Source organism: Halorubellus litoreus, assembly GCF_055378595.1.
Genome location: NZ_AP043834.1, coordinates 329,807 through 342,507 on the forward strand (window position 1 = coordinate 329,807; position 12,701 = coordinate 342,507).

Below are 12,701 nucleotides of genomic sequence, written 5' to 3' on the forward strand. Positions count from 1 at the left end.
TCGTAGCAACCGGGGGACCAATCCCGTTGTTCCGGTCGAATCGGGAACGGGGTGTCTACTCCTTCGAATCCGTCGGCGTGGTGTCGCGGTCGAGCACGACGTCGGCGAGTTCGGCCCCGCTGACCGCTCTTAGTGCCTGGTCGAGCCGATGGAGACCGTCTGCACGCGCATGTGGGTCGGCCGTTCGGAGCGTGTTCGCGGCTCGCGAGAACGTCCGCACCGCTGAGTCGTCACCCCGAACTGAGTCGTCACCTCGATCTGAGTCGTCACCTCGATCTGAGTCGTCACCCCGAACTGAGTCGTCACCTCGATCTGAGTCGTCACCTCGAACGAGTCCGTCGGCACGCGCCGTCTCGAGGGACTCACGCACGGCGTCGACGCACGCGGAAACCGTGGAATGACGCTGCGCGTGCGTGGTTCGTTCGACCACCACGTCGGCGTACGTGGCTTCGAGGAACTCGCCGGGTTCATCGAGGTCCGCTCGTTCGGCGTACGTGTGGAGTTCGGCGTCGAGACGTCGACGCCACGCGTCGTTGCTGTCGTCGACCGCGTCCCCGTAGGCACGTGCGATGACGTTCGCGACGAACGCAGCCGGGTCCTCTGGTCGCTCGCGGCTCGCGGTCGCTACGAGGCGCTCGACGACGACGTCCAACCATTCGGCGACGTTCACGTGCTCGCTGTTGGTGCGACCGACGACCACGAGTGCCCGTGCGTACACTCGCTCGAGAGCGTCCACGCTGTCGTCGGTGAGGCGCTCCATGGTGTCTTGGTCCTCGAGGCTATCGAGGACTGCTGTGACGCCGAACCTGACCGATTCGGCGTTCGTTTCGACCGCGAGCGCGAGCGCGGTTCCGAAGACGGTACTGACGTACGCGACGGGATGTGGAGGGTTGTCCACGGCGATCGCCGCCGTCCGAACCAGTTCCAGGACGCGTCGTCTCAGTCGGTCGGCAGTCCGTTCGCCGACGTCGGTTCGCGCCAGTACCGCTCGGAGGACGGCTGCGTCGGTCTCGGCGAAGGCGTCGAACCACGCCACCTTCGAGGGCCCGTCGATCCGCCAGCGGCACTCGCGGAACGCGGCGACGAGGGAGTCGACCCACTCCTGAGTCCGACTCGACGCCCCGTCGCCCGCCCAGTTCGCTGCCGCACCGCCGAAGACGTCACCGAGGAACGTCACGGGATCCCCGACCGCGGTGGTCGAGACGGCGGTGGATTCGATGCAGTCGGTGAGTGCGTCGAACCAGACGCGCTCGCCGCGCGGCGAGATGCCCGTCGTGGAATCGTCGTCGAACCCACTGACGTGCGTCGACAGCGCCCCGCGATAGACGGCGGCCAGGGCACGGGTGGCCGGCTGCGTACGGGTGGCCGGCCGCGTACGGATGGCTGTGGTACTGGTTCCACGCTCCGGACTCGCACCGGTATCCACCGACCGTCGTAGCGCTCGGTCGTACGCCTCGATCCAGTCCTCGACTCCCGGGGCGTCGGGGAACGGCAGTGCGCCCGAGCCGAACGCGCTCTCGCCGGCGCCGTCCGGGTCGTCCCGTTCGACGCGAGCGAACGCCGCGAACGCCGCTGCGTGCAAGCGCACTCGAGCGTCCTCCTCCGGCTCGAACGGTCGAGATTCGTCCGCTGTCTCGACGAGTCCCGAAGCCGCGAACGCGTCCGCGAGTCGCTCGGCCGCGTCGAACAACGACTCCGCGCGGTCGCGCTCTCGGGAGTCGACGACGCGACGGATCGCCTCCTCGTGGACGTCGACGACGAACGAGGCGGGGTCCTCCGGGGCAGCGGTCGACGCAGAACGGCAGAGGTCCGAACCGACCGCCTCCAGCCACGGTTCGAGGCGGTCGCCGGGACCGTCGTACTCGAATGCCCAGCCCCCGATAGCGTCCGCGTAGGCGGTTCGGAGGAGTCTCGTTCGGTCCTCCTGTCGCTGCACGAACGCGACCGATTCCCTGATTCGCGCGCCCACCGCGTCCACCCACGTCGACAGGTCCTCGGGGTTCGCGGACGACCCGGCAACGGCGCCGAGCGTCGAGCCGAGACTGGTCCCGATGACGAACGCCGCGAACCGGTCGTCGTTGGTCGCAGCTGCCTGCTGCACGAGCGCCGCGACCGGTGCGAGCGCGCGCTCCGCGGTCGACGCGTCCCCCACGTCATCGACGACCTGTCGTGTCAACTCGCCGTAGACCCTCGCGAGCAGCGTCAAATCCGGCTCCTCCGTGAGTGCGCCAGCGTCGACCGTTCGATGCAGGACGTGGTCGACGCACGCGAGCGCACCGTGCTTCGGTCCCGTTCCGTCCGTCGGCCGTGCGAGCGTCCGCAAGGCGAGCGCGAACGCGTGCACGAACGGCTCGCGGTCCCCGCCGACGGCGTCGCGGCCGTGCGGGGTCGCCGTCTCGTTCGTCAGCGCGACCGCGCGGTCGGCGACTGCTCGAACCCACTCGTCGGTCGTCGCGTCCGCCGCCGCCACGGCCGCCATCGCAGTCCCGTAGACCGACCCTCGGTACGTGATGGCGCCGTCGGAATCGCACCGGTTCCGTCCGACGTCCGCGACGAGGTCATCGACCAGTTCGAGCCACGTCGCTGCGGCGGTCGGTCGAGCCGTGCGCGCGACGACGCGGATGGCGTCGGCGACCACTCGACCCACGAACGACGGGTCGAGAGACGCGTCCGGGATGCCGACGATCGCCGCGAACGTACTCTGCGCGGCAACGCCGTCGACGTCGACCGTGTGGCGAGACGGGTGCGTGGTCGTCGGCCAGTCCATCGCCGACAGCAGGTCGTCCGCGACGGACCGAGGAGTCCGCGCGGCGTCACCCGCAAGCTGGGCCAGCGCGAACTCGCTTCGGTCGCGCCAGCTCGCGACGTCACCACAGTCGGTGCGTTCGACGGCAGCGGCGAGCTGCTCGCGGTACTCGTCGTCACAGATGAGTAGCGCGCCGGAGCACGTTCCGTCGGTCACCCAGTCCGCTAGCGCTCGAACGCCCGCCTGGTTCACGATCTTCGCTGGTTCGGCGCCGTACGTTGCGACCACGACCGCGTCGGGCGTCGCATCGACGGCAAGCGCGATACGGTCGGGCTGGCGGAGGTCGGGGAGTCTGACCGTCGAACCCCTTGCAGCGAGTGCCGTGGTGACGCGCGCCGCGAGGCGCCGCTTCCCGCTCGCGTTCGGCCCAGAGACGACGACCAATCCGCCATCGAGGGCGTCGACTACCTCGTCGACGGTCACCCCTCCCACGCCGTCTTCATCCGGGTCGTCGACGTCAGGGTCAGGGAAGGCTCGGGCTTCGGCAGCCGCGTGTAGCGCGTCGGGGTCGTCCCAGTGCCAGGCGGCAACGAGCGGCCACGAGCCGTACTCGTCGGGGCCTATCGCACTCTCGTCGAGCGTGGCACCGACCGCTCGCATCGCCGCTCGAACCGCGCCGACCGCTTCACTCGCATCTGCGAGCGCGCTCTCGCTGTCGTCGGGGGGACACTCGCTGGTTGCGTGGGCGGCGAGTCGCGCTTCGATACTCGCCCGCGTCGATTCGGCGCCGAAGGCGCGGAGCGCCGCGACCGTTCCCGGTGCCAGGCCGACGGCGTCCTCGATCGCTTCGGCAGCCCCGGCCAACGGTCGATGTCGAACGAACGCGTCGAGCCACGCGGTATCGTCCGCGAGTATCGAACTCGCGACGAGCGCGAGCGCTGTGGCGTCCGCCGACCACCGTCCACTCCCCGGGCGTCGCTCGCCGTCGGAACGCGGATCGAGCGCGGAGAGGGCGTGGAACGTCGCTTCGTCGACCGGGTCGACGGTGACGTCGTGGTCGTCGACCGCTGCTCTGATGTCCGACCCGACGAGGACCGTCTCCGACCCGTGCTTCGAGAGCGACAGGAACGCCGCGGGGACGACCGTCTCCTCGACGACGCCGACGCCTTCACGGAGTTGCTCGTCGACGAACGCGTACCTGGGGTACGTGGCCCGTTCGACGAGTGCGGACCGCTCCGCCGGCGTCAGTCCAGGAGGGCTTCGCTCGCTGAGACGGTCCCGGATCTCGTCGACCGCCTCGTCGCTGTCAGCGGGCGGCGTCCGCACGACGAGCACCGTGTCGAGGGACTCGAGCAGGGCGCTGGAGTCGATGAGTCCCCGCTGGCACAGCCAGTCGAGGCTCCGGGGGCGCGTCACGAGCACGACGCCTCCCGGGTGAGCGAACGCGGTCCGCAGCTCGGACCGCGCTTCGTCGACCGACCACGGGACGTCGCGGGGACGCATCACTGCGGAGGCGAGGTCGTCGACGATACCGAGTTCGTCGTCGTCCACGGCAGTCAACGCATCGAAGCGCTCGACTGACGCGCCGAGACCCCGCAATCGATACGACTTCCCGACCCGCGGCGCCCCGAGGACGAGCGTCGCCTCGCCGGGGGTGACCGCCTCGCACAGTTCCGCAGGTGTAACCGTCTGTATGATGCCTTCCATGACTCCTCCGCGACCGACTCCGTCACGCGCGCCGACCGGACGGAGCCCGCCGAGTATATCCTTCGACATCTCCGCCACCGAATATAACTGTTCGCTGTTCCGCGTCTCCGCAACTCGGATTGGACCGAACCGGGTCGAATGGTGGCGAACCGGATCGAAGGGTGGCGAACCGGATCGAAGGGTGGCGAGCGGGGCCGAACCGGGTCGCGAACGGGAGGGCGTCCGCGTCTCGATGTCGTTGCCGGCGATAGCTTATGTCGGTGGAGGCCAGTACTGCCGACATGACGTGGTGGCGCAATCCCGCGACCCGGACCACCGTGTCCGGGTCGTTCACGCGAGGCGATGGTCGCTGTGAGTGACCGGCTTCCCGCTGAGTACCTGCCGCCGCTCCCGGCGGAGGTCGACGCGGTCCTCGCAGCCGTCGGCTACGAGCTGGCGACGGCCATCGATGCGATCGACGACGCGGTCCCCGGATACGGTGGGTTGTTCGACCCGGGGACCTCGCACAGCGAGCTTCGGGACGCCCTCGACGACTTGCAATCGACGGACCTCGCGCGACCGGCGGTTCCCGAAGCGACGGGTGACGCGTTCGTCCTGTACGTCGACGGGAGTTCGCGTGGGAACCCGGGGCCGGCGGGAGCGGGTGCCGTCATATTGGACGCCGAAGGCGCGGAACTCGCGCGACTCGGCCGACCTGTCGGGTCGCGAACGGGGAACAACACCGCCGAGTACGTCGCACTCCAGCTCGGCCTCACGGAGCTCATCACGCGCTACGACCCGCGGAGCGTGGAGGTCCGCATCGACTCGATGACGGTCATCCGCGACGTCTGGGGCGGCGACGACCCGACCGAACCCGGCGTGGATGCGTACAGCGACGCCGTCACCGAACTGCTCGCGGGCATCCCCGACCACCACTATACGCATCTCGCGGATAGCGACCCGAACCCCGCTGACGCGCTCGCAACGGTCGGCGCCGACATCGCAGGTCTCGGCCCGCAGTGAGGCGAGTGCGGGCAGTGTTGAGTGGGAGTCGGTTCGACCGACCGCATTCGGAACCTCGTCGAGGGGGCGTCCGCGAGGACTGCTTCAACGTCGGACCCCCACCGCGTCCGGAGTTCTTCTCGTCGCCGTCACTCGTCGCTCCGATACGGGAGTGCGACGCCCGCGACGCTCGCGAAGCCGGTTGGAATGACGCTGAACGGGCCGAGGGCTGCCGCCGACGAAATGGGCCGAGGGCCGACGACGACGCAGGCTCTGGCGCTCGTGACGAGGACGAGAAACGCCACGAGTGCGGTCGCCGTGCGGGAGCCGTTCGTGGCTCTACGCCACCCGTCTTGGGGACGCCCTCGGTCGGTGAGAGGGGTACAGCGAGATCGGCGAGGGGCCGGTGAGGGGCCGGTGAGGGGCCGGTGAGCGGACGGTGAGGAGACGGCCGCGAGTCGGCCGAAAATTCGGCACGGTTCCTGGAGCAACCGCACTCGCGTTTCTGCGGACGCGGTGGTGTTCGACTCCAGCGCCGGCTGGGGTCGTGCCGGTCAGACGACGCCGGTCGCGTCGTCGGCGTCGACCTTGTCGCCGTCTGCGTCCCTGACGAACGAGACGGTCTGGGAGCCGTAGACGTCGTCGACGTACTTCAGGTAGCCGCTGGTGGAGACGTAGACCACCTCGCTGGACGCGTCGCCGTCGACGTCCGCGATGGTGACGGGTGCCTTCGCCGCGTCGACGCTCGGGATGGTCGTCTTGCCCTCGCCGCCCTGTGCGGTGGGTTCGCCGACGACCTTGAGGTCGTTGCTGCCGTCGATGGTGACGACGGTGACGACGCCGTCGTCGTCGAAGTCGGCGACGGAGCCGGAGCCGATGCCGTTGTTCGACCCGGTCTGGCCGTTGTCGACCTTCTCGACGCCACCGCTCGGTTCGACGTACCGGAGCTGTTGGCTGCCGTCCGCGAACAGCAGTTCGCGGTCGCCGTCGCCGTCGACGTCGCCGGGGCCGAGCACTGCTTGTGCGCCGTCGCTGGGGCTGGCGACGACGGTCGGGCTCTCGCCGGGGGCGACGCGGTAGATGGTGTCGTGGTTCTCGTCGACGAAGTAGACGCTCGGGGTGTTCCCGTTCCACGCGGCTGCGGTGACGCGCGTCTTCGCGCCCTCGATGGTGCCCGAGATGTCGCTGCTGGTCGCGAGCGTCGTCGTCTCGTTCGTACCGTTCGTGATGGCGATGGCGTCGCCGGTGGTCACGTACGGGACGTCCGAGCGGCCGTCGCCCGTGACGTCGACGTCCGCGGTGCCGAGCGCGTCCAGGCTGGACGTGGCGCTCAGCTCGATGGGGTTCTCGCCGGGTCGGAGGACGGTGATGTGACCGCTGGCGTCGCTCGTGAGGACGGTCCCGCTCGTGCACGCCCACCCGCTGGTGACGCTCGGGTCGACCTCGAACGTCCGGAGGACGTGGTCGGTGTCGCCGTCGGGTGCACTCCAGACGACGCGGACGGTCGATTCGGTGGGGTCGACGGCGACGGCGTCCTCGGCGGCGAGGCGTTCGCCGGCGAGCGCGTCCGGGTCGTCGAGCCCCTGGACGGTGATGCGGTCGCCGTCGAGGCGGTCGCCGCCGCGGTGCGTGAGTTCGAACTGGCAGGACCCTGTCGGTTCGAGCCGGAGTCGTGCGGTCGGCGCGGGCGGTTCGTCGTCGGCGATACCGAAGACGATGGCGCCCGTGACGGTCGCGAGGAGGACGACTATCGCGACGAGCAGCGCTCCGCCGACGACGGGAGAGATGGCACGCTCGCGAGAGAAGAGACCAAGGCGACGCGACATATCAGCAAGCAACTGATTCGTGCGGGTATGTCTTACGGGCGAGGACGAGTTCGGGCGACCAGTAGGGCCGCCGAGACCCGGTTTGAGAGTGTGCGGGACGCGTGCCGCCCGTCGACCTGTTCGATACCAGTAGCGTCGTGGGTGTCCCGCTCGTAGGTGGCGGGGAGGTGGTGTGACGACACCATCGCGGTGACACCACCATGTCCGCGGAAGCCCCGAAGGGTTATGGTCGACGAGCGAGCACGACGGCACATGGTCCACTGTCCGGAATGCGACACGACGCTCGACTCGATGGACGACGTCGCGTTCGACGACACGGAGTCACGGATCGGGATCGTTCGCGCGTCGAAGCGGTTCTACGTCGTCGAGTGCGCGCATTGTGGGTACTCGCTCGGGAGCGGCGTCGCCGGTGCGGGCGGCGGTGGCGGCGGGGCGGCGGGCGCGCACTGACGACAAAGCATTTGTATCAGGTGCTGGAACGGTTTCCTATGGTTCACTGTCCGGAGTGCGACGCGACGCTGGAACGACAGGAGGACGTCGAGTTCGCGGACATGGGTGCAGAGACCGGGTTCTTCAAGGCCTCGAAGCGGTTCTACCTCGTCGCCTGCGGCGACTGCGGCGCGGCCATCGGGAGCGGCGTCGCGGGCGCGCGCTGACGTCCACGATTCGATCGTCGACGGACCAACCCGACCGTCGGAAGACTCGACCCGACCGTCGAGGTACTCGATTCTGAATTGCGTACGTTCAAGAGTGGGGCGCGTGCACTCGGAGGTATGCCTCGCGTCTCGCTCCCGGACATCGAGGCGGCGCGCGCCCGCGTCCGGGACACGCACATCGTCGAGGAGACGCCCATCGAGTACTCGCGGAGCCTCTCGGAGCGCGCGGACGCGGACGTCCACCTGAAGATGGAGCACCTCCAGCGGACGGGGTCGTTCAAGACGCGCGGTGCGCACAACAAGATCAGTCTCCTCGCCGATGACGACGCGTTCTCGGGGCGCGTGGTCGCGGCGAGCGCGGGGAATCACGCGCAGGGCGTCGCGTTAGCAGCAACTACTAACGACATCGAGTCCACGATCGTGATGCCGGAGACGGCGCCGCAGGCGAAGGTGGACGCGACGCGGAGTTACGGAGCGGACGTCGAACTGGTCGGGCAGACGTTCCAGGAGGCCGTCTCGCACGCACGAGACCTCGAGACCGAGCACGGCTGGGAGTTCGTGCACGCGTACGACGACCCCGCCATCGTCGCGGGCCAGGGGACGCTCGGTCTCGAACTCTACGAGCAGTTCCCGGACGTCGACACGGTCGTTGCACCCATCGGCGGGGGTGGTCTCATCTCCGGGGTCGCCACCGCGATCAAGGAGCGTGACCCGAGCGTCCGCATCGTGGGCGTGCAGGCCGAGGACGCGGCGACCGTCCCACAGAGCCTGTTGAAGGGTGAACCGGTCGGGAACGACGACCCGCAGACGATCGCGGACGGCATCGCGACCGGCGGCATCTGCGACTTGACCTTCGAGCACATCGACGCGTACGTCGACGAGGTGGTGACGGTGAGCGACGACCGCATCGCGCAAGCCATCCTCCTCTTGCTTGAGCGCGCGAAGCAACTAGTCGAGGGCGCGGGCGCGGTGAGTACCGCCGCGTTGCTCTCCGACGACCTCGACGTCGCGGGCGAGACGGTGATACCGCTCCTCTGCGGGGGGAACATCGACGTGTCGGCGCTCCAGGGAGTCCTCACGCACGCGCAGGCCGCACGCCACCAGCTCCTGCATCTCCGCGTCCGCATCCAGGACCGCCCGGGGAAGATGGCGGAGGTGTCGCGGGTGCTCGCTGACCAGGGCGCGAACATCCGCTCGGTCCGCCACGAACGCGCCGTCGACGACCTCAACGTCGGCGAGGCGTACCTGATGTTCCGCGTCGAAGCGGCCGGCCGCGAGCACGCCGACCAACTCCTCGCGGGCATCCGCGACGCCGGGTACGACGTCGAACGCCTCGCGCATCCGGAGTGAGGGGCGGGACGACTCGCGACCCGGTGGGTCGTCGTGGCTTCGTCCCTCGGTTCGTTTAACCGGTCGCCCGTCCTCGGTGGTTGTATGCGTTCGTCTCCGGGGTCGCGGCTGGCTGTCGTCGGGCTGCTCGCCGGGAACGCGATCCCGCTGGTCGGCGTCGCTTTCTTCGGGTGGGGGGTGCCGGCATTGATGCTCGTGTACTGGCTGGAGAGCGCGGTCGTCGGTGTCGGATCGGTCGCGAAGATACTCCGCGCAGCGGGCGAGGACGACCCGGCGGAGTTGCCCGAGATGAGCTTCAACGACCGGTCGGTCGCGTCGTTCGTCGGACGGTCGAAGCGGTCGGTCGCGGGGTTCTTCGTGCAGCATTACGGCGTGTTCTGGCTCGTCCACGGCGTGTTCGTGCTCACGGTCTTCAGGGGGTTCGCGCCGCTCGTCGACGGCGAGTGGGCGTCGGTGGTGATTCCCACGGTCGGGTTCGTCGGGTATCACGCGCTCTCGTATCGGTTGAACTTCGTCGGGTACGGCGAGTTCGAACGAAGTGGTCCGGTGACGTTGATGGTGGAGCCGTACCGGCGCGTACTGGTCCTCCATCTGACCATCGTCCTCGGCGCGTTCGCAGTCGGCGGGGTGGGCGCCCCGGTGGGCGCCGTCGCCGTGATGGTGCTCGTGAAGACCGTGCTCGACCTCCGCGGGCACTGGCGGGCGCACGACCGGGCGAACCGGCGCTCGAGTTCGACGACGGCGACGGGCGTCGAGTGACGTTCTCGACGATGTCCGTCGTGTCGCTCCGCGCGGCGGACGCTCGCTGGGTCGACGACCCGGTGGCGCCCTGGGTCGATGGGCCGCAGACGGAGTCGGCTGGCTGCGGGGGAAGTCGGCTGGCTGCGGACGGAGTCGCGGGGCCGCGGACGCGTCGTTCACGTGCGCGGGCTGGCGGTGCGGGCGTTCCCGACCCGTTCAAATAGGCCTCTAGTTATAAATCACCGCCGGGTGAAGGTGGCTTTATGCATCGTGTACTCCTTCCGGTTCATCTGAACGTCGAACGGGCACTCAGTCAGGCGAACTTCGTCGCGTCTCTCGCTGACGACGGTATGGACGTGGAAGCGTACGTGCTGTTCGTGTTCACGGGCCGCGAGCGCTCGCCGGATACGCCCGACGAGATGAAGCGGTTCGATTCGCCGACGCGCATCGACGCGGTTCGACGCGTGATGGAGGTCCTCGACGAGGCGGGCGTCGACTATCACATCCAGGAGGACAGTGGCGAGGTCGCCCAGGACATCATCGACGTCGCGGACTCGGTGGACGCGGACCAGATAGTTCTCGGTGGACGGAAGCGGTCGCCGGCGGGGAAGATCCTGTTCGGGAGCGTCACGCAGGAGGTCCTCCTGAACACGGACCGGCCGGTGACGGTGACGACGGCCGAGGAAGAGGAGGAGTAACGCGCGGAGCCGTTCCGCGGGGGGCTGTCGGCGGTCGCGCATCAGCGGGTGCGTCGGCGGTAGAATTCGCGGGTACGTCGGGGGTAGAGGACGACGAGCACGGCGTCTGACCGGTCAGGGGTCGCTGTCGGGCGCGCTTCTCTTCTAGATCGACTCGGGCGAAGCTCCGTGGCTGTCCCTGGGACGTTCCGGGGGAGCGTTTTTGAGGGCTCCGGGAGTTGGGGGAGTCATGTTCACACGACGCACGCGATGCGGTGGTGGGTGGCGGTGACGCGGACGACGGACGTCGTCGTCGAGGCGTTCGAGGCGGCGGGCGTGGAGACGGTGTTCGGATTCCCGTGCGAGCAGATGGACCCGTACTACGCGAGTCTCGCCGAGAGCGACCTCCGGCACGTCCTCGCGCGCAGCGAGGCGAGCGCGGCGCTGATGGCGGACGGGTACGCGCGGGCGGCGCGGACGCTCGGCGTCGTCGACGGCGTGAGCGGGCCGGGCGCGGCGTACATCGGCGCCGGGCTCTCCGAGGCGTCGGGCGCGTCGTCGCCGGTGCTCGCGCTCACGGGCGGGAACGACCGGGCGACGCGCGGGAACGGCGTCATCCAGGACGCGGACAACGAGGCGGTCCTGGAGCCGTGGACGACCTCGACCGCGGACCCGGAATCCCCGACGCGAGCGGTCGAAGCCGTCCAGCGCGCCGTCCGCACCGCGACCGCGACCGTCCCGTCGCCGGCGCACGTGAACCTCTCCGAGGACGTCCTCGGTGGGGACGTCGCATCGAACGAAGCGGCGGACGACGCGAGCGACGAGCCGGCAGCGAGTTCGTTCCTGCGCGGTGACGTCGACGCGTCGTATCCGCGCGAGCGCCCCGAGCCGAGCGCTGACGCGGTCGTGGACGTCCTCGACCTGCTCGCTGGCGCGGAGCGTCCGGTCGTGGTCGCGGGCGAGGGCGTCGTTCGCGCCGACGCGACGGCGGCACTCGCGCGGTTCGCGAGGACCGCGGACGTGCCGGTGGTGACGTCGATGAACGGGAAGGGCGCGGTCGCGGAGACGGAGCCGCACGCCCTCGGTGTGGTCGGCCGCTGGGGGTTCTGTCGGGTGGCGAACGACGCGCTCGCCGACGCGGACCTCGTGCTCGGGTTCGGGACGCGATTCGGCGAGCTGACGTCGGTCGGGTGGTCGCTCGTCCCCGAGGACGCGCCGCTCGTGCACGTCGACCTCGACCCGGAGTGGCTCGGCCGGAACTACGAGCCCGCGGTCGGTATCCGCGCGGACCTGCGGGCGACGCTCGACGCGCTCGCGGACGCGGTCGACGCGGACGCCCCGGCTGGCGCCGACGCTCGCGCGGACCGGGTCGCGTCGCTCGCCGCGGACCGCGAAGCGTGGCGCGAGGAGCACCGCGACGACCTGACGAGCGACCGCTCGCCGATCCAGCCCCAGCGCGTCGTCCACGAGTTGAACGAACGGATCCCCGCCGAGGGCGTGCTGGTGAGCGCGACGAGTTTCCCCGGGTTCTTCTCGGGGGCGTTCTACGAGACCGAGGAGCCGGGACTGCGGTACCTGCAGGCGCGCGGGAGCGACGGCATCAACGCCGCGCTGCCCCAGGGCCTCGGGGTGCAGGCGGCGCGCCCGGACGCCCCGGTGGTCGTGCTCTCCGGGGACGGCGGCATCGGCTACCACATTGCGGACCTCGAGACGGCGGCGCGCGAGGACCTGCCCGTGACCGTCGTCGTGACGAACAACGAGTCGCTGGGGTCGTCGAAGATGAGTCAGATGGCGACGCACAGCGTCGACCAGTCCACGGACTTCGACCCGAGCGTCGACTACGCGCAGGTCGCGCGCGGGTTCGGCTGCGAGGGCGAACGCATCGAGGACGCCGAGCGCGTCGGGCCAGCCATCGAGGACGCCATCGCGTCCGAGGAACCGACGCTGCTCGACGTCCACGTCGACCCGTTCGCCGCGCCGCCGCTGCTCGTCGATTGAGCCCCGCGGCGTCGTGGCA

At 69.7% G+C, this 12,701-nt stretch carries 9 protein-coding genes; 7 read left to right on the forward strand and 2 right to left on the reverse strand.

The window, feature by feature from the left end:
• Positions 1 to 55 precede the first annotated feature (55 nt).
• Complete coding sequence (locus ACZ48X_RS01510) at positions 56 to 4,453, reverse strand: hypothetical protein (protein WP_336351341.1); 4,398 nt, start codon at positions 4,451 to 4,453, stop codon at positions 56 to 58.
• A gap of 342 nt (positions 4,454 to 4,795) precedes the next feature.
• On the opposite strand from ACZ48X_RS01510, the gene ACZ48X_RS01515 reads away from it, so the two are divergent.
• Positions 4,796 to 5,455, forward strand: coding sequence for a ribonuclease HI family protein (locus tag ACZ48X_RS01515; protein WP_336351340.1), 660 nt, complete (start codon positions 4,796 to 4,798; stop codon positions 5,453 to 5,455).
• Between the two features lie 533 nt (positions 5,456 to 5,988).
• Here ACZ48X_RS01515 and ACZ48X_RS01520 read toward each other — a convergent pair.
• On the reverse strand, positions 5,989 to 7,260 hold the full coding sequence (locus ACZ48X_RS01520) for a type IV pilin N-terminal domain-containing protein (protein WP_336351339.1): 1,272 nt from the start codon (positions 7,258 to 7,260) through the stop codon (positions 5,989 to 5,991).
• Positions 7,261 to 7,512: 252 nt separating this feature from the next.
• Here ACZ48X_RS01520 and ACZ48X_RS01525 point away from each other — a divergent pair, with 252 nt between their 5' ends.
• The 6 genes from ACZ48X_RS01525 to ACZ48X_RS01550 all read left to right on the forward strand — a co-directional run bounded on the left by ACZ48X_RS01525 (position 7,513) and on the right by ACZ48X_RS01550 (position 12,682).
• Positions 7,513 to 7,710 (forward strand): hypothetical protein, encoded by a 198-nt coding sequence (locus ACZ48X_RS01525; RefSeq protein ID WP_336351338.1) that lies wholly within the window; start codon positions 7,513 to 7,515, stop codon positions 7,708 to 7,710.
• A 38-nt stretch (positions 7,711 to 7,748) separates the two neighbouring features.
• Positions 7,749 to 7,916 carry a hypothetical protein gene (locus tag ACZ48X_RS01530; protein WP_323676093.1) on the forward strand — a complete coding sequence of 56 codons (168 nt, stop codon included), beginning with the start codon at positions 7,749 to 7,751 and terminating at the stop codon, positions 7,914 to 7,916.
• A gap of 117 nt (positions 7,917 to 8,033) precedes the next feature.
• Positions 8,034 to 9,266 carry a threonine ammonia-lyase gene (gene ilvA / locus ACZ48X_RS01535; protein ID WP_336351337.1) on the forward strand — a complete coding sequence of 411 codons (1,233 nt, stop codon included), beginning with the start codon at positions 8,034 to 8,036 and terminating at the stop codon, positions 9,264 to 9,266.
• 84 nt (positions 9,267 to 9,350) lie between these two features.
• Positions 9,351 to 10,025 (forward strand): DUF6498-containing protein, encoded by a 675-nt coding sequence (locus tag ACZ48X_RS01540; RefSeq protein WP_336351336.1) that lies wholly within the window; start codon positions 9,351 to 9,353, stop codon positions 10,023 to 10,025.
• Positions 10,026 to 10,270: 245 nt separating this feature from the next.
• Positions 10,271 to 10,705, forward strand: coding sequence for a universal stress protein (locus ACZ48X_RS01545; protein ID WP_336351335.1), 435 nt, complete (start codon positions 10,271 to 10,273; stop codon positions 10,703 to 10,705).
• Between the two features lie 267 nt (positions 10,706 to 10,972).
• On the forward strand, positions 10,973 to 12,682 hold the full coding sequence (locus tag ACZ48X_RS01550; RefSeq protein WP_336351334.1) for a thiamine pyrophosphate-binding protein: 1,710 nt from the start codon (positions 10,973 to 10,975) through the stop codon (positions 12,680 to 12,682).
• Positions 12,683 to 12,701: the final 19 nt, after the last annotated feature.